This window comes from Desulfohalobium retbaense DSM 5692 (genome assembly GCF_000024325.1).
Taxonomy (GTDB): Bacteria; Desulfobacterota; Desulfovibrionia; order Desulfovibrionales; family Desulfohalobiaceae; genus Desulfohalobium; species Desulfohalobium retbaense.
This window is the reverse complement of sequence record NC_013223.1, coordinates 331230-356234: the sequence shown is the minus strand read 5'-3', so window position 1 is coordinate 356234 and position 25005 is coordinate 331230. Positions and strand designations below refer to the sequence as shown.

At 54.9% G+C, this 25005-nt stretch carries 19 protein-coding genes; 7 read left to right on the top strand and 12 right to left on the bottom strand.

Annotated features, from left to right (window positions below; translation table 11 throughout):
* From DRET_RS01430 to DRET_RS01415, 5 genes are all read left to right on the top strand, one after another.
* Positions 1-1248, top strand: a complete 1248-nt coding sequence (locus tag DRET_RS01430; RefSeq protein WP_015750748.1) for an O-antigen ligase family protein — start codon at positions 1-3, stop codon at positions 1246-1248.
* Positions 1249-1476: 228 nt separating this feature from the next.
* On the top strand, positions 1477-2202 hold the full coding sequence (locus DRET_RS13200; RefSeq protein ID WP_083777056.1) for a sulfotransferase domain-containing protein: 726 nt from the start codon (positions 1477-1479) through the stop codon (positions 2200-2202).
* 270 nt (positions 2203-2472) lie between these two features.
* The gene (locus DRET_RS01425) at positions 2473-3267 is read left to right on the top strand and encodes a sulfotransferase domain-containing protein (protein ID WP_015750747.1); all 795 of its coding nucleotides are present in this window, start codon (positions 2473-2475) and stop codon (positions 3265-3267) included.
* Positions 3268-3441: 174 nt separating this feature from the next.
* On the top strand, positions 3442-5523 hold the full coding sequence (locus tag DRET_RS01420; protein ID WP_167317778.1) for an STT3 domain-containing protein: 2082 nt from the start codon (positions 3442-3444) through the stop codon (positions 5521-5523).
* Positions 5524-6011: 488 nt separating this feature from the next.
* Positions 6012-6575 carry a transposase gene (locus DRET_RS01415; protein WP_015750745.1) on the top strand — a complete coding sequence of 188 codons (564 nt, stop codon included), beginning with the start codon at positions 6012-6014 and terminating at the stop codon, positions 6573-6575.
* Between the two features lie 506 nt (positions 6576-7081).
* Here the strand turns inward: DRET_RS01415 and DRET_RS01410 are convergent.
* From DRET_RS01410 to DRET_RS01380, 7 genes are all read right to left on the bottom strand, one after another.
* Positions 7082-10252, bottom strand: coding sequence for a DEAD/DEAH box helicase (locus DRET_RS01410; RefSeq protein WP_052293249.1), 3171 nt, complete (start codon positions 10250-10252; stop codon positions 7082-7084).
* Between the two features lie 106 nt (positions 10253-10358).
* The gene (locus DRET_RS01405; protein ID WP_015750743.1) at positions 10359-11411 is read right to left on the bottom strand and encodes a glycosyltransferase family 9 protein; all 1053 of its coding nucleotides are present in this window, start codon (positions 11409-11411) and stop codon (positions 10359-10361) included.
* A 295-nt stretch (positions 11412-11706) separates the two neighbouring features.
* Positions 11707-12891, bottom strand: coding sequence for a DegT/DnrJ/EryC1/StrS family aminotransferase (locus DRET_RS01400; RefSeq protein WP_015750741.1), 1185 nt, complete (start codon positions 12889-12891; stop codon positions 11707-11709).
* Positions 12892-12996: 105 nt separating this feature from the next.
* On the bottom strand, positions 12997-13881 hold the full coding sequence (locus DRET_RS01395; RefSeq protein WP_015750740.1) for a formate dehydrogenase accessory protein FdhE: 885 nt from the start codon (positions 13879-13881) through the stop codon (positions 12997-12999).
* A 128-nt stretch (positions 13882-14009) separates the two neighbouring features.
* A complete protein-coding gene (mobA, locus tag DRET_RS01390) occupies positions 14010-14657 on the bottom strand; it encodes a molybdenum cofactor guanylyltransferase (protein ID WP_015750739.1) in 648 nt (215 codons plus the stop codon).
* A 54-nt stretch (positions 14658-14711) separates the two neighbouring features.
* Positions 14712-15656 (bottom strand): DMT family transporter, encoded by a 945-nt coding sequence (locus tag DRET_RS01385; protein WP_148213989.1) that lies wholly within the window; start codon positions 15654-15656, stop codon positions 14712-14714.
* A 128-nt stretch (positions 15657-15784) separates the two neighbouring features.
* Entirely contained in the window at positions 15785-17005 is a 1221-nt protein-coding gene (locus tag DRET_RS01380) for an aminopeptidase (RefSeq protein ID WP_015750737.1), read from the bottom strand.
* Positions 17006-17281: 276 nt separating this feature from the next.
* Between DRET_RS01380 and DRET_RS01375 the strand changes: the two genes are divergently transcribed.
* Both DRET_RS01375 and DRET_RS01370 read left to right on the top strand, forming a co-directional pair.
* Positions 17282-17842 (top strand): permease, encoded by a 561-nt coding sequence (locus tag DRET_RS01375; protein ID WP_015750736.1) that lies wholly within the window; start codon positions 17282-17284, stop codon positions 17840-17842.
* A 10-nt stretch (positions 17843-17852) separates the two neighbouring features.
* Positions 17853-18344 (top strand): permease, encoded by a 492-nt coding sequence (locus DRET_RS01370; RefSeq protein ID WP_015750735.1) that lies wholly within the window; start codon positions 17853-17855, stop codon positions 18342-18344.
* Positions 18345-18495: 151 nt separating this feature from the next.
* Here the strand turns inward: DRET_RS01370 and qrcD are convergent, their stop codons facing one another.
* From qrcD to DRET_RS01345, 5 genes are all read right to left on the bottom strand, one after another.
* The gene (gene qrcD / locus DRET_RS01365; RefSeq protein ID WP_015750734.1) at positions 18496-19725 is read right to left on the bottom strand and encodes a menaquinone reductase integral membrane subunit QrcD; all 1230 of its coding nucleotides are present in this window, start codon (positions 19723-19725) and stop codon (positions 18496-18498) included.
* Positions 19726-19728: 3 nt separating this feature from the next.
* Complete coding sequence (gene qrcC / locus DRET_RS01360) at positions 19729-20505, bottom strand: menaquinone reductase iron-sulfur cluster-binding subunit QrcC (protein WP_015750733.1); 777 nt, start codon at positions 20503-20505, stop codon at positions 19729-19731.
* A gap of 12 nt (positions 20506-20517) precedes the next feature.
* Positions 20518-22584, bottom strand: a complete 2067-nt coding sequence (qrcB, locus tag DRET_RS01355; RefSeq protein ID WP_015750732.1) for a menaquinone reductase molybdopterin-binding-like subunit QrcB — start codon at positions 22582-22584, stop codon at positions 20518-20520.
* Between the two features lie 17 nt (positions 22585-22601).
* Complete coding sequence (qrcA, locus tag DRET_RS01350) at positions 22602-23138, bottom strand: menaquinone reductase multiheme cytochrome c subunit QrcA (protein WP_015750731.1); 537 nt, start codon at positions 23136-23138, stop codon at positions 22602-22604.
* Between the two features lie 389 nt (positions 23139-23527).
* Positions 23528-24949: a mannose-1-phosphate guanylyltransferase/mannose-6-phosphate isomerase gene (locus tag DRET_RS01345; protein WP_015750730.1), complete on the bottom strand. Its 1422-nt coding sequence runs from the start codon at positions 24947-24949 to the stop codon at positions 23528-23530.
* Positions 24950-25005 lie beyond the last annotated feature (56 nt).

Sequence of the window (25005 nt, the reverse complement as noted above, 5' to 3'; positions counted from 1 at the left end):
ATGCGTAATATTTTCAAAAACAACTATATAGAACCTGTTTACGTATCATTTTTTTTAATTAGCTTTTCTATTATTCCATTTTGGTATCACGGAATAGAAAAAACAAGATACATACTACTATTTTTATTTGCAATAATACTCTACAAAAACTCAAAAATAATATCGTATTTAATTAAAAACACATTCACTTACCTCTTATTGGCATTTTCTTTTTTTGTATTTATAAGTTTACAAACCAACAACATCAGCCTTACAAACCTGGATGAAGTCTTAAACTGGGCGATAACTTTTTACCTTACAATCACCGCATCAATAATACTCAAAGATAAAGAAAAATACATACTATACTCTCTTATAATTTCAGTTTTTTTATTTTTTATAATTTCAAATTTATTGTTTTTCCTAAACATAGCCGAAGAAAACCAAAATTCACATATTTACTTTCAAAACCTTTTTGACTTCAACTACCTACACCTGGCACTAGTATTTGGAGCTACGTCAATTATAAATATTGTTTTTCTTACTCAATCTAAAAGTTATGGGCTAAAATTTTTTCACTTTCTTGCATTTTTAGCCTCCGCTTTTATGCTAATAAAAACAACCTCTCGTGGAGTTATCGGCGGATGCGCCTTAAGTGCCTCAATATACTACTTCTATCATGCTAAACTTAATTCTAAGCACATTTTAATTTTTATATTAATTGCGTTTTCTTTCAGTATCATCCTATTTAAAACCCCACAGGGAATCAGAACTAAAAATGAGATTATCCAAACATTCACTGCAACAGAAAAAGATAAATCTTTAAGAATGCGCTTTTTTTTATGGTACGCGTCTTTCAAATCCTTTCTCGACAAACCTTTTTCAGGAAATGGATTTGAAAACTTTCGCAATACATATGAAAAGCAATACCATATTTACAAAAATAATAAAAAACTTCAGAAAAAATTCCCTCTTGTCAAATCTAGTGACAAAAATGCTCACAATTTCTTTTTACATTTTCTTCTCGAAACAGGTATATTTGGAACTTTAGCAATTACATTATTTTTTTGTTCAATTATATTTTATGGCTTTAATCGATTTTCAATGACATCTATAGCTTCAGCACTTGCTTTAATAACCTCACTTGTGCATTACCAAGTAAATATGGACCTTTATAGCCCCCTGCCGAGCACATTAACATTTACATTATGTGGAGTAATTGCTGGTAGCCATATTAAAAAACAACTCCAGATCCCACAGACTCTCTAAATATATAAAGATTACTATATTTTTCAGATATTTATTGTGAATTTATACCTGCAAAAAAGAACAGGCTTTTTCACTTTTAAATATATTTAATAACCATAATGCTACTTTTACTTTTAATTTTAAAGTACATTTTTTCTGAAATCCAGGAGTAGATATGTTACATCTTAATTTCATAAATTGGAACGTCACTCGTCATATAAAGTCATTTAAAGATTCTGATGTAATCGTATTTCTGTAAGCAAATCTGGAAGAACATGGCTCCGTGTGATTCTTGACTATTATTTTAACACACTTAATCATGAGGAAAATATAAATAACAATTCTAAAAAATTAAAATTTTTTTACACTCATGAATTTTTTGAGCATCGTAATAATGCTAATTTTTTCGAAAAAGTTAAGGGTCGATACATCATGCCCGACAATATAGCGAAAAGTAAAAAAATTATCTTTCTTTACAGGGACCCTCGGGATGTCATTGTTTCTTATTTTCATCAAAAAACCAAACGATCATCTAAGCGTGTAAATCTAAACATGAGCGAGTTTATTAGGCATCCTACATATGGCATTTACTCTATTATATATGTAATGAATACCTGGAAAAAACGACTTGAAAGCCATCAATGGTGTCATTGCCTTTCCTATGAAGAACTAAAAATTAAAATATATGATACTTTATATAGCACCATTAAATTTTTAAGCTCCAACCCTGTGTGCTCAAATTCTCTCAATAAAGCAATTGACTACGCCACATTTGAAAAAATGCAAAAGAGAGAAACCGCCTGCTTGTCAAAACAAGGAGAACTTTTACCTGGCGACCCCTCCGATCCTGAGTCATTCAAGGTTCGTAAAGGAAAAATTGGAAGCTACACTGAAGAACTAACTGAGGATGATCGATTGTATGTTGACCAAGCATTAAATCAACTTGATCCTTTCTTTGGTTATTCGCCTAACTAGTTTATTGCTATTATTGATTCTAAATAAATAACGATAAAATTAACTCAGTTTAAAATTTAAAAATCTATATTATGACAAGACAAGGTTGACCAAAAATTACAAATTAAAAACTCAAAACATATAAAATATTTTACATACACATATTCTTTTTTAACAAATATTAATTCAAATTTTTATTTTTATCTATTAAACAAATTATTCTTTAACTTGAAACAGAATAATTATTTTCAAAAAAATTTAACAACTTTCAGCTATTTTTTTGGAGCTTTTATGATTTTTTGGAATATTTCAAATAGGCGTACGCGCATAAAAAACGCAGATATATTCTTTATCTCTCTTGGCAAGAGCGGAAGAACATGGATTAGAACCTTCGTAAACAAATATTTTAGCATAAAATACAATACCCCATTTCACTTATACCTTACTGACGAGACAGAAAAAGAATGGAAAAACATTTTTTTCACTCATGAACTATGGGAGCACTATACAAAAGCCACCTTTCCTCAACGACTGACCGGCAAATACATTATTCCTAATAAATATTTACGCTCTAAAAAATCTATTTTTCTTTACAGAGACCCTCGAGACATTGTAACATCTCTCTATTATCAGATGACAAAGCGATCTTCTAGCTCGCAATCATTCTCAAAACATGAATTTATTCGCCATGAGGTTTACGGCATTCAAAACATTATTTCAACACTTAATAAGTGGCACGCAAGGCTTTATGGATTAAACAATTCACTGTGGAATTCTTATGAAAATTTCCTACTGGATCCTTACACTAATTTTTTTAACCTTGCCTATTTTATAGAAAGTAAACATCCACAAATGGACGCTTTTGAGCAATCGCTGTCTTTCTCGGATTTTAAAAATATGCAGAATCTCGAAAAGAACGACTCTTTTAACACCAGCATTCTCCGCCCCAAAAATATTAATGACCCAAACTCTTTTAAAGTACGAAAAGGAAAAATCGGAGGGTATTTAGATGAATTTTCTGATGAAGATATCAATTATATGAATCATGAATTACAAAATCTACACCCTTTTTTTAATTACAAATAATATTTTAATCCGATTCACTCGCAACCTACAAATCATGCTTTGCATATGAAAAAACTTTTTTTTACTAAGTTATTAATTGTTTGTTTTTTGACTTATGTTGCTGGTTTATTTTTGAGATTCTGGGAATTGCCGCTATGGCTTGATGCGAGCTATTGGGTTGCGGGTGAGCCCCTTATGGCCACTCATGACGCCTACGCCTGGATGGCAGGGGCTAAAGGAGCAGGACGCTTGGTCGGCCGGCCCATGTCCGAGTTGCTCGCAGGGCTCCATGCCCTGACCGGACTTAATGTGGGGGTTATCAACTTCTGGCTTCCCGCAATCTGCGCTCCGCTTGCCGCCATCCCTGTTTGCCTGCTTTGCGCGTATTGGAGACGGCCTGAAGCCGGGTTAGCCGCAGGAGTGATGGCGTCAGGCAGCTTGGGGTTCCTGTTACGAACCCGCCTTGGATTTGGGGACACGGATATCCTGACGCTTTTCCTGCCGCTTCTTTTCGTAGCGGCACTGGTCTACTGGCTCACCCCTTTTCTTTCCCAGAACTGGGGCCAAGTCTTCCCTTTTCGCAAGCCCTCCTCACAGACCTCAAAAAAGAAAAACGCTGACGCCCCTGAGAGGGAACTGCTTTTCAGTGGTCCCCGGTTCTATTGGGCCGCATTTGGCGCTGGTCTCATATTCCTCGCCTACTCCTGGTTCTACCCCAACGCCTACCCCATTGCCATGTACGTGCTGATCACCGCCGTAGGGGTTGCCTGCCTGCTGAACCGCTCCCTGCCCTGGCAGGACTTTTGGGCCGGGTTAGCCGTTGTTCTGGCTCTGGGAAAACTCGGTTGGGTGGGATTGATCATTGGCGGCGGCATCACCTGGCTCGGACTGCAGCGCCCGGATATTATCCGCACCCGCTTCACAGGTACAGCGTTGCTCGCTGGCGTCCTGGTCCTTTTCCCCGTCTTCCATGGCGCGGCAGTAGTGACCAAGCTCATCGAACCGGCCTTGAGCTACGCTAAAATCAATCTCAGCCGGGAAACAGAGTCCTTGCTCAAGCTCCCGACCGTCAAACAGAGTATCCGCGAGGCCCAGAATATCGATTGGCTGGCCATTATGGACCGCTTGGCCGGGCATTGGGCCCTCTTTATCCCAGCCCTGCTTGGGACGGCCTGGATGGTCATCAAACGCCCCCTGGCGCTCAGCCTGCTACCGCTTTTGGGCTTGTCCATCCTCTCCTTCAAACTCGGCAACCGATTTGCCATGTACGGGGGGCCTGTGCTCGGTCTTGGCCTTGGCTTCGGCACAGTCTCGCTATTGTCCACGATGAGTTCGAAACGTACGATTCTCTGGTTTGGGGCCCTCTGCGTCGCCTTTGTTGCTTCCTGTCCACTTTCTAATACAGCAGACATGTTGCGCCCAGGCCCTGTCATCCCCAAGATCTACGCCCAGACTTTTATGGAACTGGCCGAAAATACGCCCCAGGACGCCCAGCTCTGGCAATGGTGGGATTACGGCTATGCGGCCCAATACTACGCCCAGCGACGAAGTTTCGGCGACGGCGGCGCCCACAGCGGCCCACACCTCTATCCACTGGCCAAAATCCACTCCACAAACTCGCCAGCCAAGGCAGCCCAATTAATGCGCCTTATCGGGGCCCACGGAAAAGAGCAACGCCTCGAATGCCAACACAACGGCACCAAGCCCCAGAACCCTGGGGCCTCTGTCCTGTACTATCCTACCAAACCCCTGGCCCCACTAGAGGCGATGGGCCCGGAAAAGGCACAGGACTTTGTGGACACCTTGGACGCCGGGACCGACCTCACACTGCCCGAGCAACCTGATCCGCAGTACTTCGTGCTTTCCTGGGAAAACCTGCGCCTGGCCTATTGGATTACCTATTTCGGCAATTGGAATCTGGAAACCGGCAACAGCTTCCACGGCCGCGTCCAGCGAGTGCGCAGACAAGCCCAGTTCGATCTTCAACAGGGCGTGCTGCAAACCACCGATCGCCAAGTTCCCCTGGTCAGCCTTGATGTCATCGACGAATCTGGTCGCAACCACCGCTCCTGGCCGAATTCAGGCAACATCCACGCCGTATTGAACCAGTTGTCCAGGGAACTCTACATCATGGACGACACGGTCTATAATTCGCTTCTCGTGCAAATGCTCATCGGCGAGAGCGACCAGTTCGCGCCCCATTTCGAGCTCGTCCAGGACCGTTTTCCCTGGACACGAGTGTACCGGGTCAGCGCAGCGGATACGAGTGGGCAATAACAAAATAAACGGGCCACAGGACGGGGATTGGGCGTGCGCCACACGCCCCTACGAGTAGGGCCGGGATGGTGCTGGCAAAGGTCCGATTTCGCTTGGCCACGGGACGTACGGATACCCGCCGGAGGGTCTGCATTGGTGGCCTTTCGATGGACCAAGAAGTGCCACTGCCGCTAGGAATGGTCGTTATCATGGTCGAACTTTGTAGGGGCGCATGGCGTGCGCCCTTGTTGGTTTCGTGGGCAACCCGATGATTGGGCGTGCGCCACACGCCCCTACAAGTAGGACCGGGATGGTGCTGGCAAAGGTCCGATTTCGCTTGGCCACGGGACGTACGGATACCCGCCGGAGGGTCTGCATTGGTGGCCTTTCGATGGACCAAGAAGTGCCACTGCCAGCTAGGAATGGTCGCTATCGTTGTCAAACCCTGTAGGGGCGCATGGCGTGCGCCCTCTTGGGTTGTGCATTTTGTATTGGAATGAGGCGTGGCAATGGATGACACTATCCCTCTTTTACGTGGGAATCGACGATCTATCCGACTTAATGGCTACGATTATACTCAGGCCGGGGCATATTTTGTGACTTTATGTGTTCGGGGCCGAAGATGTCTTTTTGGCCAAATACATAATGAGGCTATGGTTCTTAATCGAATAGGACAGATGGTTCAGGAAGAATGGATACAATCAGCTAATATCCGCCGTGAGATTGAATTGGACGTTTTCGTAGTCATGCCCAACCATTTGCATGGGATTGTTGTTATTGCCAATATGGAAAATCGGGACGGCAGCGACGAATCATCCCTGAGAAAACACATTTCCCGAATGCCAATACCGCCCGCGAGCCAGAGTTTAGGGGCCTTTATTGCCGGATTCAAGGCGTCAGTGACAAAGCGGTACAATTGTTTGAAAGGGGGAGGGGATGGCCCGGTATGGCAACGCAATTACCATGATCATATTATTCGCAATGAGGAAGATTTGCGTGTGATTCGGGAATATGTCGCGATGAATCCGATATGTTGGGAAAAGGACGGGTTCCATCCTGTATTCGGAGGATAAAGATGGGCGTGCGCCACACGCCCCTACGAGTAGGACCGGGATGGTGCTGGAGGAGATCGTTGCGGCAGGACCTGGCCCCTTGCGAATGGCGAATCGAAGTCGGTTTTCAATAGGTGCCTTGTGACGCACGGGAGGATGGTCCGGCCAGGATGGGATGGTCGTTGCCGTGGTCGAACCTTGTAGGGGCGCATGGCGTGCGCCCTTGGTTTTAGGCATCCCGAAAACGGGCGTGCGCCACACGCCCCTACGAGTAGGACCGGGTTGAGTGCTGGATGAGATCGTTGCGCCAAGTCCGGGCCCGTACGGATGGCGAATCGAAGGTAGTTTTCAATAGGTGCCTTGTGACGCACGGGAGAATGGTCCGGCCAGGATGGAATGGTCGCTGCCGTAGTCGAACCTTGTAGGGGCGCATGGCGTGCGCCCTTGGTTTTAGGCATCCTGAAGATGGGCTGCGCCACACGCCCCTCCAAGTGTAACAGGGGTGGTACTGGCTAACGGCAAGCTCCTCAGGAGAGCAGGACCTCCAGATCCTCGCGGCTGAGTTCCTTGAGCACCCCTTTGGAACCAGATAAAACAGACTGCACCAACTCCTGCTTTTGATTCTGCAGGGTGCGAATCTTTTCTTCCACAGTGCCTTCGGTCACAAACCGATAGGTAAATACGGTCTTATCCTGTCCGATACGGTGGGTCCGGTCCACGGCCTGCATCTCGACGGCCGGATTCCACCACGGATCCGCGATGAACACATAATCCGCAGCCGTCAGATTGAGGCCGGTCCCCCCGGCCTTCAAGCTGATGGTAAAAACAGGTGGTCCATCCACATCTTGAAACCGGGCCACCCGCTCCTGGCGACGTTTCGCCGGAGTCCGCCCGTCCAGCGAACAATAGGCTATGCCCTCCGATTCCAGCATGTCCTTGATAAGCCGCAAAAAACGCGTAAATTGAGAAAAAACCAACGCCTTATGTCCACTGCCCACAACGGCCGTAATCCGTTCGCGCAGTTCCTGAAGCTTGCCGGATTCGTATTGGCCATTACCGCCCACTAACTTCGGGTGACAGGCGACCTGACGCAGACGCAACAACCCCTCCAAAACATGCATCTTGCTTTGGGCCAACCCCTTCTCCTCCACCCGGGACAACACCTGGGCCCGGTAATGGTCACGGATTTCACTATACAGTTTCGCCTGTTGCGGCGTCATGGAGCAGGACACAACCTGCTCCATTTTTTCCGGCAGGTCGGCCATGACCTCTTCTTTGGTCCGTCGCAACAAAAAGGGGCGGAGAAACCGGTGCAACTGCTGCCACTTTTCCGGGGTATTGCTCTGCTGGGCTTCACTCCAGACCTCTTCAAAGGTCTTGAGACTGCCCAAAAGGCCGGGATTCAAAAACTCCATCTGCGACCACAATTCCCCGGCATGGTTTTCCAGCGGGGTCCCGGTCAGACACAGGCGGTGACGCGCCTGAAGCTGCCTGGCGCACTGTGCGGTCTGGGTCTGGGCATTCTTGATGGCCTGACTTTCGTCCAAAATGAGGTGCGCAAATTCGCGTTGAGCCAAAAAGACGGTGTCTTGGCGCAAGAGGCCATAGGTCGTAACCACAACATCCGCCGTTTCCCAGGCCTCTTCACAGGCAAAGCGCTGTGGCCCTGTATGCAGATGCACCGCCAATTCCGGCGTGAAGCGGCGGGCCTCACTGGCCCAATTTAAAGCAAGAGATGTCGGTGCCACGACAAGAGCCTGGCCGGAAGCTCCACGTTCCTTGGCCTGTAAGAGATGAGCCAGGACCTGAATGGTTTTACCGAGCCCCATATCATCGGCCAGAATGCCACCCAAACCGAACTCCTCCAAAAACGCCAGCCAGCTGAGCCCTTGCTGCTGATACTCCCGAAGCGTGGCCTGGAGCCCCTGGGGTGGCGTTACCGAGCGCAGTCCCTTGAAATCGTGCAACTTTTCCCTATAGCGAGAAAACTGCTCATCCTCGCGCACATGGTCTGTTGTTTGGGCGACGCTGTCGAGCAGAACCCCTTGTCCCGTTGTGAATCGCAGTGCGTCCTTGCTGGGGTTGTCCTCAGCGGCCTCTTTGCGCGTGGCTGTGCGACCGAGTTGCAAGGCCAAGCCGTTGTCCGCCAGCCACTTCTCCGGCAACATCCCAAGACTGCCGTCATCAAGGACCACAAACCGTTGACGGTCCTTGTAGGCCTGAAGCACTGCCGGCAAATCCATAAGCTCCTGGCCCTCAAAATCAACGTCCGCTGAGAGATCAAACCAATCCTGCCCCGAGGTAATCTGGACATTGGATACCGAACCAGTTTTGACCCGTTGTTTGTTCTGCGCCTGCAGCAGCCACCCTTGCTGCCTCAAGGTGTGCAGGGCCTCGGCCATGTTCTCTTCCCAGGCACGGCGGACTCCATCTTCCCCTGTGTGTTCAAATCCCTGGGCCTGCAAAGCAGACCAAGCAGAAGCCTCCACCGTATCGTCGCGCTCAATATACGCCCAGTGTTGAGCGTCAAAAACGTTGCGGATTCCGCTATGGGCGGCAACCTCCCGATCGCCGTAATAAAATGAGACCAGCCCCAGTAACGCCTCGCGCTGCGGGACCAGCGTCAGACAAGGCCGGATATGCTCTGGCGCAATCCGCTCCGGGGCAATTTCTTGGGGGAGAGAGAAGCTCTCCAGTTCTCCGGCCCTGGCCACAGTTTCCAGAAATTGCGGCAACTCCGCTCGGGGAACCTGGATCGGTTGATTCGCTTGGACGGCTTGGATATCCGTCCCCACCTCCTCGCGGAGCGCATACAGGCGGGAATTGTGAATCACGAAAAACGGTTCGGTGGGAAAGAACACCGCCACATTATCAGGAGCAACCTCCTGCTCGCCGAGGACAAGAACCCGGCTCAAGAACAAATCCTGCTCTTTCCCCACCAGTTTGCCCTGATAGCGGGCTGCGGCTGTCATTGGGCGTCCCAGTTTGAATTGCTCAACCACGCAGCTGTCATTGTGGTAAATGGCACACCGTTCTGTTTTGGCCAGCAACGGCAAGAGATACGACAGTTGTTCGGCTCCAAGCGCCCGGGCCGATAAAAGGAAGGAAGCACCAGACTCGAACATCCATTGGATTATCCTGCGGTCCGGTTCGGAAAGGAGTCCTTTCTCCAATAATCTGTAGGTGATGTTGCTCTGGCGCCGTCCAATGCTGCCGTCCTTGCAGATATACCGCTGCCATACCTGCAGGTACCAACGCTGACTGAAGCGCTCCAGCCCGTAAAAGGGACAGAACTCTCCGGGCATGGGAACGCATTGCGACGATGCTGTATTTTCTTCCTCACCCCACACCTGACGCCAAGAGGTGTATTGGGATTGCGGGTCCCGCTTGGACCTCGATGCGGCTGCCCGTTCGGCGAGCTTCGCGTCAGCCGCCCGAATAGCCGCCCATAAATGTTTACAGGCACCGCCCTGACTGAAATAGGGGCAGCTGCAATAGACCCGGAACCCGTCTTCCTCGGCGATGAGGTGGACGGTATAGGACTGTCCGCCGTCCACGGTCCCTTTAACGCTCGTGGCCGTGGCCTGACGCAAGCGAACGCGCCCCTCACGGAAATAGGTATTGCCGCGGTTGCGGATATGCTTCCGAAAGTATTCAGAAAGCTGCTTCTGCCACACATTCTTCGATTCTGCCGGCATATGTTTGCCCTTTACCATCCCTGAAGACTCGGGGCTCGACCGCAATGGCAGCAGTGCCCCTGAATGCTGTCGTTTTTGAATTCTACAAAAATGCGCTCGGACGGTCTCAAGAAAGGAGATCGAAACGCTGGCTCAATCGCTGCCAGACCGTCAACGCAGTCAGATCCCGCAGGCATGGCACCCCGTCAAAACGACACCCTTCTTCATTGCACGGCTGGCAGGACAGGCCCGAGGCGATATCCTCGTGTTCGGGCGAGGGAAAGGTCCAGGCCGTGCTCGAGGCGCCTAAGACGGCCAACGACGGCGTATCCAGCGCCACAGCCATATGCCGCGGCGCCGAGCAATTGCCGAGGAAAAAGTCAGCCCGGTCCACCAGGGCGGCGATCCGGCGCAGATCAAAGATATCCTCGAACGGGAGCAGGACCGGGGCGTTGTCGGCCGCAGCGCGAACTGCCTCGGCTGTGGCCCGCTCTCCGGGGCCGTAAACGAGCAGCCATTTCCAGTCCGGTCGCTCCTGCCCGGCCAACCGGATAACTTCGCCGTAATTCGCTGCCGGCCACCGCCGATTGGCGGCCTTGTGCGAGGGCGCCGCCACGATCAACCGCTCACCCGCCTTAAGCCCTTTGTCCCGAACAAAATGCTCGGCCCAGGACCGCTCTTCCCTGGTGAGGGCCATCCGGGGCCGCTCATCATTCCAGGTGATCCCGAGTGGTGCCAGGAAGCTCGCCTTGAATCGCGCGGCGTAGCCGTGCTGGGGCTGGGCCCAATGGGTGTACAAGGGGCGGTTGTACCACGGCGGGGGATAAGACAAACGGACCGGAGCCTTGGACAAGGCGACGACATATTTGCACCGCGGCAATTGCTGGAGGTCGACGATCAGATCAAAGCCTTGCCCAGCCACGCGCCGATAATAGGCCAGCGCCTTCCAGAACGGGCGCAGAGCGGCTTTATCGATGGGCCAGATGGTGTGCAGAGCCGGATGGTGTTCCAGGACCGGAGCGCATTTGCTCTCGGTCAGGACGTGGATCTCCGCCTCCGGCCACCGTTTTTTGAGCAGTTGAATCGTCGGCGTGGCCAGGATGACGTCGCCGATCTGCTTGAGCTGACAGACGAGGATGCGCCGAGGTTGCAAATCGGCAAGAGGGGTGTTTTTGGGCATGAGGAAAATTGAGGGATTGAGAAATTGAGAAATTGAGGGATTGAAGAATTGGGGGATTGAAAAACTCCAAAGGCATCAGGCCCCCTCAACACAGCCCCGTAAGCCAAGTGCCACCTAAAAGATACCGATCGGGATCAAGAAAATACAGAACAGAGAACCCTGGGAAACAGGGGCCTGAGAGGCATCAACCCGAACCGCGGCCAACCGATACCGGCTCTCGCCAGCGCTCAAACAATCCTCCATGCAGGGGCGTGTGGTGCACGCCATGCGCCCCTACAATGATGGTCCGAACGCATCATTCCCGATCGAGCACACGGCGAACGGCCCGAATGACATCGTCCGCGTCCGCGTCGCTCAGCCGGGCCGAAAGGGGCAGACTCACGGTCTGCCTCCCAATCCGCATGGCATTGGGCCAATCTTCGGGCGTCCACCCAAGACGCTCCTGGTAATACGGGTGCTCGGGGAGGCTGAGATAATGCACCCCGGTCCCGATATTCTGCGCATGCATGGCCGAGAGAAATCCATCCCGGGAGATGCCGGCCCGGTCGGTGTCAATCAGGAGAGGAAACAAATGCCTGGCATGGCGGGTTTGCGGCTCGGGTGCTGTAGGCAACGTGAGGGGCAAATCGGCGAAGGCCTTCACGTAGCGGTCCCAAATAGCGCAGCGGCGTTGCCAGTTGGCTTCTACCCGGTCCAGTTGGTGGATCCCGATAGCGGCCTGAATATCCATCATATTGTATTTGAAACCAGCCTCAGCAACGAAATAATGCTTGTAGCCCTCGTCAGAGAACCGTTTCCAGGCATCGGCGCTCATGCCGTGCAGGGCGAGCATCTTGATCCGTTTGATGGCCTCCTCGTCACGGGCCGTGACCATTCCGCCTTCACCGGTGACGACATTCTTGGTCACATAAAAACTGAAACAACCGAAGTCGCCGAAGGTTCCGGCCTTTTGCCCGTGGTACTCGGTTTCAATGGCATGGGCGCAGTCTTCGATTAATTGCAGATTGTGTTGCCGGGCCAAGTCCACCAGGCTGTCCATGTCGCAGGGGCGACCGGCAAAATGGACAGGGAGAAGCGCCTTCGTCCGGGGAGTGATCCGTCCAGCAACGCGCACCGGATCAATATTCATAGTCTTCGGATCCACGTCCGCAAGGACAGGGGTCGCTCCGGCATGGAGGATGGCGTTAACTGTCGCGCAGAAGGTCAGCGGCGTGGTGACCACCTCGTCACCCGGCCCCACGCCGGCGGCGATCAGGGCGAGATGCAGCGCCGCCGTGCACGAATTGACCGCGGCGGCATAAGGGGCCCCGACATATTCCCGCAAGGCTTGCTCAAACCGGGCCACCTTGGGACCGGTTCCCAGCCAACCGCTTTTGAGACTGTCCACGACCTCATCGATCTCTGCCTGCTTGATCTGCGGCGCCCCAAAGACGAGGAAACGGTCCTTGGGCCGGACCGGGGGCTTAACGTCTGAAGCCATCTCTATACCCAACTCTTGATGTTCAAATATACGAATCAGGGAATTGCGGCACAAGGCGAGACAGGGGCTTTGCCGCAATTCCCTGATTGCTTATTTACAGCAATACTAAAATCCCCAGGCCGACGGCACGGGGCGCACGTAGCCCTTTTCCTGGGCCAACATATCCATGACCAGCGATTCCAGATCATCCAGGACCGGCACGGAGGTCCGATCGAGTTCTCTGAAATCGACATCCTTGAAATACATCTTGCAACTCTCACAAACATGGACCTGGAAGCCGGGTTCCTCGTCGGCATAGAAATAGCTCAACTTGGTGTGGTCCTGTTCACCGCAAAAGGGACACATGAGCCGCTTGCTGCGATACGCGGTGCGACAAAAAGCGCACGTGAAATGCTGCTGCCCTTCTTTGCCTTCCAAATGGCCAATCAGGGGCAAGGACCCGCAAACAGGGCAATGTCCGTGGATCCAGGTCCCTTTTTCCCGCTGTTCATCAACCCCCATAGCCACAGCCTGGAGGCTGGGGGTGATGGAGGCCTGGATCACAAAACGCAAGGCGTCCGGGGCGTCCGGCGTCTGTTCGGCCCACGTCTGAAAAAAACTGTCATCGGCCATGATGAGCTTATTCACGGCCTCGGCCCAGTCCAGTTCCCCGCTTTCCAGTGCGCGGCGCAGCGTGGCCGCAGCATCGGCATTCCGTTCTCCGGTTTCGGCTAAAAGATCCAGCACCTTTCCCGCCAGTTCCCGGCTTTGTTTCAAATCAACGGCGAACGATTCCCGCGGCCACAGAGGCGCCCCTTGCAGGACCATCTCTGCTGAAGCCATGTCCTGCTTGGACGGGACCTCGGCCTCGGCCGTGCTGATCGCCTCAAGCTGGAGGCGGGCCAACGCAGCCACCAAATCGACCACCGGCTCGGGCAGATCCTCTCTGCCGCGCAACGCCTCTATTTTCCGTTCCAGTCGCCGTTGTTCACGTTCCAGTTGGAAAGCCATACCGTCCCCTTTTGCCGTCGTTTGAATTTCAATCGGTGCAATGTCCAAAGCAAAAGGCCATCAGACTCGCCATCCCAGACACGCTGCGATGGCGCCGAAGGCCCTTGTCGCTTGTCGCGCCGCCTTTTTCAGGAGGTCTCCTCTTCCTCTTTTGCCCGGAGGTACTCCTGCAAGGCATCCTTGCCATGTTGCTCGTAAAACCTGAGCAGCGCCAGATCCGCCGGATAATTGACATTGAAAAATGGCAAGGCATCAACCTGACTATAGGGAATATGGAGCCGTTTTTCAAAAGGAATGGCCCGGCTCAATTTATAAATTCCATTGGCCCGGGCGGCTTCAAGAAGCGGTTCGGCTTCAGGCTCATAGACGGCGACGAGCGCCTCGATAAAGCCGGTCTCCTTCTGCCAAAACGTGGTCATCGCCTGATCGGTCAGCTGCTCGCGGCGGGTCGACAGGAGTTGGTCCAAAGTCGCCGGCCCCAACAACGGCAGGTCACAGGAAATGACCAGAAGCGGCTTTCGGATAGCCCGCAAGGCGGTCAGAATCCCTCCCAACGGCCCAAGGCCCGGCTGTTCATCCTGCAACCACGGCCCGACCCAACCCAGGGGACACCGCCCGGCGATCCAGACCTCGCTGGCCACATTCTGGACCACAGCCACAGCGCGGTCTAACAGGTTCACCCCGCGAAACTGGACTTCCGCTTTATCCAGGCCAAGGCGAGAACTCTTCCCCCCGGCCAACACCACTCCCGCTACAGGGGGCACGGCATCTGCCATCCTCCCTCCTCGTCCCGCTTCGCGCAGGCGTTTTTCCGGGACCTGTGGCCGAACTCAGGCCAGCTCTTCGGCGGGGCCCTTAGCAACAGCCCCCTGCACCTTTGGCTCGTGTTCGGCCATGGAAAACCGGTTCGTGAGATACACTCCCACCCCGACACACAAGGCGCCCACGATCAGGCTCGCCCCAATTGTCTCATCCAAAAAGACAAACCCCGCCAGGATGGCCGTCACCGGCACAAAATTGATGAACACGCTGGCCCGCGCCGGGCCGATGGCTTTGATGCCCTGATAGTACCAGCTGAATCCTAGGCCGGTGCCGCAGATGCCCAGGTAGGCCAAACAGCCCCATTGCAGTCCGGAAAATTGCCAGATATGCCCCCAGAGCCCTTCCCCGCTGGCCGGGATCGCCAGGAAGAGCGTGCCAGCCAGGCAACTGTAGGTTACCGCCGCAAACGGGGACAAACGGTGCATGGCCACCTTGCCCACTAAAGAGTAGGCCACCCAACTGGCCACGCAACCAAGGATAAAGAGTTCGCCGACACCGACTCCACCGCGCCACAGCTGCCAGGGCGCCCCATCGGAAATCACTACCGCGGCCCCGGCCAGGCAGAGTCCCACCCCAACTGCCTGCAAAGCGCGCAACCGCTGTTTGAGGACCAGGGCGCCGACCAGGGCAATGCAGGCGGGATTGCTGGCGATGATCAACGCGGCCCGACCGGCGGGTACGGTCTGCAGCCCCGCGAAAAAACACGCGTTATAGGCAAAGACGCCTGTTGCCCCCAGGATCATGACCACGAAGACATCCCGCCATGGCAAACGGGGCAGACCTTTTTCAACACGCAAGGTCAGGCCGACCAGGAACACAGAAGCGATCAAAAATCGCAGAAAGGCGGCCTCGAACGGCCCCAGGTCCTGGGACAAAACGCGGCCGGCCACAAAGGTGCCGCCCCAAAAGCTCACCGTGGCCAAGAGTTTCACATACACCAAGGGAGTATTCATTGCCGATTCGTCGCACCTTGAAAGAGAGCACATGAAAAACGTCCCGCGCCGGGGCAACGGGAATACAGGCCGGCCAGCACAGCACCGTGCCTCCCTGGACATTGCTCTGGTCGGTCAGACAACCTGGATCAGGAAGCCTCCTCGGGACCGGCAAAGCGGCCACTTTCATAGATGAGCACAGTCGAGCCGTCTTTGAGTCTGGCCGTGACCCGCTTGTCCTCCGTGTTCACCAGATCCCAGTGTAGCGCGGAATCATTGAATCCGAAGGCTTCTTTTTTCGCCTTGTCCAGGGCCCCGGCGCCCAGGGCATAGGTGTCGGCGTACGACGCCCCGACGGCCACATGGCAATTGCCGTAGGGGCCTCCAAAATTTTCGTCAAACAAGGTGTGGGCCATGAACTTGTCGATTCTGGAGAACCGGGTGTCGGTCAGAGAAAACTCGCCAAGGCGTCTGGCTCCGACGTCCATGTCCAGCTGGTCCTTGGTGAAGGCCTCCCCTTCCTCGGCCTGAACGTCGACCACCTCGCCGTCCTTGAATTCCAGGCGTACCCCTTGAACCAGGTTGCCGCTCCGATACGAGGGCTGATCGGCGTAATAGATCCCTTGGGTCCCGCGCCAATCCGGCGAGAGAAAGAGTTCAAAGCTGGGGATATTGTGTCCGGAAATACCAACCCACTGCCGGTCCTGCCCCGGCGTCACTGTCAGATCGCAATGCGCGGACTGCACATGAAATGAATCCACGTCCAGACTGTTCAACCAGGACTTGATCCGTCCGGCCTGCTCGTAAATCCGCTCCCACTCGGCCACCGGGTCCGGACTGTCCAGATAACAGGCTTTGATGATCTGCGCTGTGTATTCCTCAATGGACAATCCAGCGTTGGCGGCCAACTCCTCTGTGGGCAACAGACACAGGGTCCAACCGAATTGGCCCTCGGCCTCCCGCTCGTCAAGGATGTCGCGCAATTGTTTCCGGGCAATGGCTGTCTTCCCGATCCGTTTTGAATCCACATCCTTGAGATGGGTCAGGGATTCCGGGGCCAGCAAAGCGATGTTGGCGTTCAGGCGGCGCATGAACTCTTTGTCGCCCGGGGCAATAAACTCCAGCTGCTGGTCGCCGCCAACCGTAAAAAGAGATTTCTCCATCTGCGGCGACAACCCCATGCGGGGCACCGGATGCCATCCGCGTTCCAGCGATTTATGAAAAAGGAGGTCGGCCAGAGGCCGCGCGTCCAGATCATAGCGCAGCAAAACAACATCACCGGCGGCGTACTCCCCGGCCCGGGCCTTGGTCAGCCCCCAGAGCAGGACATCAGCGTATTTTTCCAATTGGTCCTGGGTCAAATAGTGCATATATTCTCCTTTCATCCCCCGGTCCGGTCCTTGAGCAAGGACGACCGGATATCGTGTCGGCATACCCTTGTCTTCCTACAGCATGAGTCGCTAAAGGCCAAGGGGCGGCCGCTGCCTCGTTGCGCGGGGCACCGCCGGCTTGACAAATCGTTTCACCCAATCAAAAGTCGATCAATATGGATTCCAGGCTGCAGTCGCCGCACTGCGCCTCATGGAAGGAAACTCCGGCACGTATCGCATACGAACTGCTCTCCAAACCTGATCAAGGTCTTTGTTATGCGCAATACCGTTCTCGGCATGGCCGTGGCCGTTGTCGTGTTTGCCGCGCTTGCCTTGTCTCGCGGCGGCTGGCCTCTGCTCATGCACGGCCTCGTCCTCGGCGGCACTATGGCCGTCCAGGTCCTGCCTCTGCTTATTGCCGCTTTTGCCGTAGCCGGACTCATCACCGTTTTGATTTCGCAGGACCAGGTCTCCCGCTGGCTGGGGCGTGAATCCGGGCTCAAAGGCATCCTCCTCGCTGCTCTGGCCGGGGCTTTGGTGCCGGGCGGTCCGTACGTCTATTTTCCCCTGGCCGCCACCTTTTTGCTCGCTGGGGCTGAACTCGGCACGGTCGTTGCCTTCGTGACCGCGAAAAATCTGTGGACTTTGAGCCGCCTGCCCATGGAAATGGCCCTGCTCAACCCGGAAATCACGCTTATCCGGTATGCAGTGACATTTGTCTTTCCGCCCCTGCTCGGGGTGTTGGCCAACGCGCTTTTCGCCAAACGCACCCCGGCCATCCGAGACGGGATCAGGCAACTGCAGCACGCCGGTGACTCGGACTCCCAATCCCCATGAAGGACACGATATGCCTGTAGCTTTTGCCATCCTGGCCCTGATGGCGCTCGCTTTATACCTCCTTGCCCGGCGCCGCCACGACGACTCTCATCGCCGGGGGCTGCGGATAGGATGGCGTATGGGGAAAGGCTTGCTCCCCTTGCTCGTCTGCGCCTTTGCCCTGGCCGGGCTCATCCAGGTCGCCCTGCCGCCGGAACTCATTCGTGCCTGGCTGGGCGAGGAAGCCGGGCTGCGCGGGATCTGCATCGGCACGGTAGCCGGAGCCCTGATTGCCGGAGGGCCTTACGTCTCCTTCCCTATTATAGCCGGTATTTATCAGGCCGGAGCCGGTATCGGGACCATTGTGGCCCTGATCACCGGCTGGGCCATGCTCGGTGTAGGGCAACTCCCGTTCGAGATCACCCTTGTCGGGCCGCGATTTACCCTCGTCCGTCTGGCCACGGTCTTTTTGACCCCGGTGGCGGCGGGGCTACTTGCCCAAGCGATTTTCGGGGCCGGATGAGGCGGGCGAAGGGAACACCACGAGACGAAGAAAAAGCGTGTCTCTGCCCGGGCGGGCACAAGCCCGCCTCTCCGGTGGCTGTGGAGGTTACTAAAAAAGGCCGACTCCTTTTGGAGCCGGCCTTTGCAAACGTATCCTTGCCCAAACGCAGCTAGCTATTGAGCTGTCGTTCCTGAGGGAAAATGGGCAGATAACGGTAGGTCAAGCTGACCACCACAGCCCCGTAGGCCAGAATCATGATCGAAGTCGCCCACTCGGTCCAATTGGGGATGTAGGTGTACCAATTGTCAAAGGGCATGACCGGGATGGCCAGGGCCTGCACAGTGAACACGAAACGGTTGATGACAATGCCGGTGCAGGTCAAAAGCGCGGCGATATACAGCAGCCAAGCCTGATTGCGCAACGAAGGCACGATCAGCAAGACCGCCGGCAGGACGCCGCAGACACCGAGTTCGGCCCACAGCAACCATTTGCCGTACACGGAATTGAACATCTCGTCGAAGGTCAGCCCCATGCCCGGCAGGATGCCGGCAGCCCAGGCCCAGGTGTCCAGGAGTTTGAAGAACAGATAAATGACCAGCATGAACCCGGAGATCTTGCCCATCAACGACTTGACCTTGAAAGACACCAGCTTCTTGCCCCCGAGCTTTTCCATCAGGGTGGCGATGAGCATGGTGAACACCGGTCCCGAGGCAACAGCCGAAAGGATGAACAGGAAGAAGGTCCAGGGCCAGATAAAAAAGCCGTCACGGAAAACAAACGGCCGGCCGAACAAGACACCGTACATGCCGCCCAGAGAGCCCTGGTGGAAGGTGGACAGAAACGTCCCGATCCCGGCGAAAAGGGGCATGTGGATGTGGAAGTTGTGGGCCAGATGGTGCAGAAAAGGCACTTTGTCCAGCTGCCGGTTCTCCAGAATAATCGGGATAAACTCGATGACCAGGACCGTCAGATAACAGGTGATGCAAAAGATCACTTCTGTGAGCATGGAGTGCACGTTGGGGTGCCAATAGCCGAACCAGGCCCGGGTCGGCTGCCCCACATCCAGGGCCAGAATGCACATCGCCCCGGAATAGCATAAGAACCCGACGATGACCGCCAGATTGATAATGTTTTCCAGTTCATCGATACGCAGGATATACTTGAGGAACCCGCTGAAAAAAGCGCCGGCGCCAAGAGCGATTACGGCCAGATCAAAGGTAATCCAGAGTCCGAATCCGAAATAGTTGTCCAGACCGGTGACCCCCAGGCCGTTCCACAGGATCTGAAAGGCGGCGTAGGCGCCCCAGGCCAAGAAGAGTCCGAGAAACGCCAGCCAGATCAGGAAGCGGCCTCCGGAGCACCGCTCGACCCCTTCCGGGATGAATTTCGCGTCACGCATTGCCTACTCCCCCCTCTCCTTTTCGTTTTCCAGGTAATTGTCTCCCTGGCGACGGACCCATTCCCGCCGACTGAGGTAGTACACTTGCGGTTCAGTGCCCAAACGCTCCAAAAGCCGGAAGGCGTGTTTGCTGTGGGCCAATTTGGAGACTTCATGTTCGGGATTGTTCAGGTCGCCGAAAGTGATCGCCCCGGTCGGGCAAGCCTCCAGGCAAGCCGGTTTGTAGTCCCCTTCCTTGAGATGCAGGGGATCGCGCCCCTCAGCCCGGGCCTTGTCCTTGGCCGCCGCAAAACGGTGGTGGCAAAAGGTGCATTTTTCGACCACCCCGCGCGGTCGAACCGAGACATTCTGGGTCAGGGTCTTTTCCATGCCCTCGGGCCAGACCGGATCATACCAGTTGAAGACCCGGGAGTGGTAAGGACAGGCCGCCATGCAGTACCGGCAGCCGATACACCGGGGGTAGATCTGACTGACGATGCCGCCTTCTTCGTCCTTGGTCGTGGCAATGACCGGGCAGACCGTGGAACACGACGGGTTGCCGCATTGCATGCACGGCCGCGGCAGATAGGCGGTATCGTGGTTCGGATAGGATTTGCCGTTGGACAGTTCGTATACAATGAGCCAGTGCAGGGTCCGCAGCCGGTCGAAGGAGTCCTTGGAGGGTGGAATATTATTCTCGGCCTCGCAGGCAACCATACAGGCACCGCATCCGGTGCACTTGTCAATATCTATGACCATGCCCCATCTGACTTCAAAATGGTGGTGTACATCTCGTGACATGACGCAGTCCTCTTATATTTTGGCGATGCCGACTCGGGAATCATTCCACGTGGCCAGCCCCGTCACCGGTTCCCGGCGCACCGTAAATACCTTGAACACATTATCGCCTTTGCCCTTGTTGAAGGCGTCCCAGGCGGTATGGCCCAGCCCCTGGGGCACGGCGACGGTTTTCGGCATAACTCCCTCGAAGATTTTCACCTGGGCTCGGATCGAGCCATAGGCGCCAGTAATTTCCACGGCATCGCCGTCAGCAAGCTTGTACCGTCGTGCGGTCTCGCCATTGAGACGGACGTACATGCCATTGCCGTCCAATTCGTCGGCCCGCAGCGTTTTCAACGCCAGAGGAGCCGCCCCGCTCGACGCGGTTCCGGCCCGCAAATCGTCTTGCGCGGCCAATGCCAGGGGGAAATTCCCGTTGGAATTGCTCTCCTGGTCTGCTGAAGCCGGAAGCAGTTCGTGCCAGATACGCAGCGCTGGCTGACTGCTGCGCTTAGTCGACCGCCATGCCTCTCCGCGGGTCAGGGAGCGCCATTTGGCTCCCAGGGCCTTGGCCTTGGCCTTGAGCGCCTCTTCATAGGAGCCGGCGCCAAGGTCGATATCCAGGGCAGCCGCTGCGGCGAGGACGACGTCCCCGGCTGGTTTGACATCGGCCTGGGGTTCGACCACCGGCGTGCACAGACTGTACAGTCCCTCTGTGGCGCCAAACGGACTGTAACTGTCGTCTTGGCGCTCCAGGTACAGCGGCGCGGGCAAAATGAGATCCGCCATGGCCGCGGTCTCGTCCATAAAGGGCGAAAAGGAAACGACAAAAGGAATTTTCTCCAGCGCCTTGCGCCCTTCTTCAGCCTGCGGCAGGCCGTAGGCCGGATTGGCTTCATGCACCAGCAGGACATCGGGGACAGCACCGCGCCCCTTGGCCAGGTCCTGCAGGGTGCTCACCACATCCTTGCGCCGCAAAGCGGCCATTTTGGGCGCTCCGGGAATCACTTGTGGCGCTTCAGGCACGGCCTGCATGCCGCCCTTGGCATTCAGATTGCCAAGGAGGAGATTGAGGGCCATGCCGGCCATCAATTCGAAGCTCCCAGCGCCTTCGCCAGCCATGGTGCCTGGCACGGCCAGAGGCCGCTTGGCAGCGAGCATCTTCTCAGCCAACAAGGCCAGGACATTGCGCCCGACGCCGCTTTTGAACTCTGCCTTGGCCGGCAGATATTCCCGTTCGACAAAGGCCTTGAAGGCGTTAAACCCTTCGCCTTTAAACGTGGCGCCGGCCTGGATGCAATAATAGGCCAGCCCCAATGCCAAATGGCCCATGGCCTTGGATTCCACCGGGATCCAGCCCTGGGCCACGGATGCGGTCTTCGTCTGCGCCGGTCCGCAATAAAAAAGGAACGCATCTTCTTGACCAAACGCTTTCTGATTTTTGATCACCGCGCCCCAATTGGCCATCAGGTCGGCACCAAGACTGAGCACGAAATCGGCGTTTTCAATATCGTAGCCAACCCGGCCTTCGCCGTTCATGAATCCGGTCCAGGTCCGCTGCGTACTCAGCCCGTCGCTGGGCATGAAGTAAAATTCGTCCGATCCCACTGCCGCGAGCAATCCGGCCAGGATTTCATTGGACGTGCTGGTCTCGTCGCCGCTGATCGCAGCCACCTTGTCACCAGCCCCCTTGAGCTTTTCGGCCAAAAGCGCTTCCGCGTCTTTCCAGCTGATCGCGGACCAGCTGCCGTCCTCGGCCTTGTGCATCGGGCCTTTGACCCGGGCCGGGCTGTAAAGCAGCTGCAGCGAGCCGGCGGCCAGGGGATCGATCCCGCCCTGGCTCAAGGGATGGTCCGGATCGCCCTGAGCGGTTACCGGCCGCCCGTCCACTGTGTTCACAGCGATCCCGTATTCCGGGCCGCCAAGTTTGACCGTTGTCTTGACCGTTCCTTCAGCCCCATACTTGAGCTTGGGGATCCAAGGCCAATTCTGGGTCCATATCGAACTATCGTCGATGAGCTTCCACGGCACGGGCGTAGCCAGCGTACCTACGGCGCCACCGATGACAAATTGCAGGAATCCTCTACGATCCAGTCCCATCTTAGTGCACCCCTTGCTTATTTATGACACACGTAACAGGCGTTGCTGGCACCATTTTCGGCGTGACACCGTTCACACTGCCACATCTTCATCGTATCCTTGCTGTATCCCGTGATACGATTTTCCTTGTAGGTCGGCATGTCATCGCGCCCGGCCATGTCCGGATGGCAACGGCTGCAATCATAGTCGTCGTGCGCGATGTGCGAGAAGTAAACGTTGTCCGGCTGCTTCTGGTAAACCTTCCAGTCGATCTCTTTCTCGGGATAGACGTACTCTTCGATAAACGTCTTTTCCGCTGGATCGCCGGTCATGACGTCAAAGTGGCATTGGGTGCAATCGCTCAAGCTCGGCAAGCCGGCGAATGAACCATCTTCCCGGTAATAGTGGCAGTCGCTGCAGGCCATGCCTTGCATTTCATGCACCTCGTGACTGAACCGAAACGGCTGGTCCTTCTGACTGTAAAGAATCTGGGGGAAGCCCCACCAGCCGAAGATCAGCGCGGCCGCCAATCCAAGTAAAAACGGGAGAGCGCCTCCTCTCTTCCTCTTTGCCATGTCGTCTCCTCCATTCCCCTGATACATCGTTAGAACACCCATAAAGGGCGGGCCCGCCTGCCCAGCGGCCACCCCCTTTGACCCTGTGCACAATTTCACGAGGCCGCCCAAAAAATTTGTGGTAGCCTATGCAACGGAGTTCCAGTGTGTCAAGATCTCATGAAAAATTTCACGATAGCCTGTGACCTTCTCAGCCCTTGCCCCTCAAGGGCTGAACCTTTGAGCCACAATATCCTCCCTTTTTAAGAGGCTTTTCGTGTTTCGGGAAATTTCTGCCCAAAAACCGCTTTGGCAATGGCGTCCACACGCGTTTCCCGCTGCCGGGGCACGCTGCGAAGCGGGCCGCAAGAGTTGACCGAGTCCAGCCCACTCCTTGCTCCCATGACCCGTTACCGGCCGTAGACATCCTCCAGGCGCACGATGTCGTCTTCTTCCAGATAGGGCCCGTTTTGGATTTCAATGATTTCCACCGGGACCTTGCCTGGATTGGCCAAGCGGTGGACTGCTGTCTTGGGGATGTCCACGGATTGATTTTCCGTCAACAGCTTGTCCTCTCCACCGACATGGACCTCGGCCGTGCCCGAGACCACCACCCAGTGCTCGCTGCGGTGGTGGTGCATCTGCAGACTGAGTGTCGCCCCCGGATTCACCGTGATCCGCTTGATTTTGTAGAACGGACTTTCCTCAAGCACCGTATAGCTGCCCCATGGCCGGTAGACGGTCACGTGGGCTTCAACCAGGGAACTGCCTTCCGCCTTGAGATCCTGGACCACATTTTTGACCTTTTGGACCGCGTCCATGGAGCAGACCAGGGTGGCGTCCCGGGTCTGAACCACGATCATGTCCTCCAGGCCGATGGCCGCCAGCTTGCCGCCCTGGGAGTAGAGCATACTGTCCCGGCAATCCAGCGCGGAGACATCCCCCTGGACGACGCACCCGGAACTGTCCTGCTCGCCGAGGCGGTACAGGGCCTCCCAACTGCCGAGATCGTCCCAGTCAAAATCGGCCTGGACCACGGCCTGATTTCCGACCTTCTCCATGATGCCGTAATCCACGGAAACATCCGGCAGGGACGCGTACCCAGCAGTCAGCGAACGCTCATCGCGCCCTGTCCACCACTGCCATAGCGTGGGCTGGTATTCCTGGACCGCTTCGAGAAACGGCTGGACACCGAAAACGAACATGCCGCTATTCCAATAATAGCGGCCGCTGTCCACGAATTCCCGGGCCGTAGCCACGTCCGGTTTTTCCACAAATCGATCCACCGCATAACACCCGTCCGAAAGGGCACGGTCCCGGGCGATATAGCCGTAGCCGGTTTCCGGGGTATTCGGTTCGATGCCAAACGTGACGAACCAACCGTCCCGGGCCAGTCCCTGGGCTCGTCCGAACGCGGCCTCCCAGCCGTCCTGATCTCCGATCATATGATCCGAGGGAAAGACCCCGACAATCGCCCCCGGGGTGTCCCGCACGATGGGCTCCAGCCCCAGCAAAATCGCAGGCAGGGTATTGCGTCCCTGGGGTTCGCTGAGGACCTGGCGATCCAGAAGGGGATCCAGGGTCCGCAATTGATTGCGGACTTCAAAGACATGCTCTTCGTTGGTGACCACCCAGACATGCTCCGGGGGCAGGACCCCGAGGGTGCGCCGGACAGTCTGCTGGAGCAAGGACTCGCCACCGTTGAGGGGAAGCAGTTGCTTGGGCAGGAGGGTCCTGGAAAGCGGCCACAGTCGCGTCCCGGATCCGCCGGCAAGAATAAGGGCCCGGCAATCGGCAAAAGCGGATATGGAATCAGGCGAAGGGGTATCCATGGGGTATCCGAACAAAAAATACATGGTATTGAACCGGGTCAATCCGGGCCGCCAAA

Excerpts from the sequence above, each read along its gene's own strand:
- DRET_RS01430 (WP_015750748.1), top strand. The coding sequence starts at position 1 with ATGCGTAATATTTTCAAAAACAACTATATAGAACCTGTTTACGTATCA.
- DRET_RS01425 (WP_015750747.1), top strand. The coding sequence starts at position 2,473 with ATGATTTTTTGGAATATTTCAAATAGGCGTACGCGCATAAAAAACGCA.
- DRET_RS01420 (WP_167317778.1), top strand. The coding sequence starts at position 3,442 with ATGGCCACTCATGACGCCTACGCCTGGATGGCAGGGGCTAAAGGAGCA.
- DRET_RS01415 (WP_015750745.1), top strand. The coding sequence starts at position 6,012 with ATGGATGACACTATCCCTCTTTTACGTGGGAATCGACGATCTATCCGA.
- DRET_RS01410 (WP_052293249.1), bottom strand. The coding sequence starts at position 10,252 with ATGCCGGCAGAATCGAAGAATGTGTGGCAGAAGCAGCTTTCTGAATAC.
- DRET_RS01405 (WP_015750743.1), bottom strand. The coding sequence starts at position 11,411 with ATGCCCAAAAACACCCCTCTTGCCGATTTGCAACCTCGGCGCATCCTC.
- DRET_RS01400 (WP_015750741.1), bottom strand. The coding sequence starts at position 12,891 with ATGGCTTCAGACGTTAAGCCCCCGGTCCGGCCCAAGGACCGTTTCCTC.
- DRET_RS01395 (WP_015750740.1), bottom strand. The coding sequence starts at position 13,881 with ATGGCTTTCCAACTGGAACGTGAACAACGGCGACTGGAACGGAAAATA.
- mobA (WP_015750739.1), bottom strand. The coding sequence starts at position 14,657 with ATGGCAGATGCCGTGCCCCCTGTAGCGGGAGTGGTGTTGGCCGGGGGG.
- DRET_RS01385 (WP_148213989.1), bottom strand. The coding sequence starts at position 15,656 with ATGAATACTCCCTTGGTGTATGTGAAACTCTTGGCCACGGTGAGCTTT.
- DRET_RS01380 (WP_015750737.1), bottom strand. The coding sequence starts at position 17,005 with ATGCACTATTTGACCCAGGACCAATTGGAAAAATACGCTGATGTCCTG.
- DRET_RS01375 (WP_015750736.1), top strand. The coding sequence starts at position 17,282 with ATGCGCAATACCGTTCTCGGCATGGCCGTGGCCGTTGTCGTGTTTGCC.
- DRET_RS01370 (WP_015750735.1), top strand. The coding sequence starts at position 17,853 with ATGCCTGTAGCTTTTGCCATCCTGGCCCTGATGGCGCTCGCTTTATAC.
- qrcD (WP_015750734.1), bottom strand. The coding sequence starts at position 19,725 with ATGCGTGACGCGAAATTCATCCCGGAAGGGGTCGAGCGGTGCTCCGGA.
- qrcC (WP_015750733.1), bottom strand. The coding sequence starts at position 20,505 with ATGTCACGAGATGTACACCACCATTTTGAAGTCAGATGGGGCATGGTC.
- qrcB (WP_015750732.1), bottom strand. The coding sequence starts at position 22,584 with ATGGGACTGGATCGTAGAGGATTCCTGCAATTTGTCATCGGTGGCGCC.
- qrcA (WP_015750731.1), bottom strand. The coding sequence starts at position 23,138 with ATGGCAAAGAGGAAGAGAGGAGGCGCTCTCCCGTTTTTACTTGGATTG.
- DRET_RS01345 (WP_015750730.1), bottom strand. The coding sequence starts at position 24,949 with ATGGATACCCCTTCGCCTGATTCCATATCCGCTTTTGCCGATTGCCGG.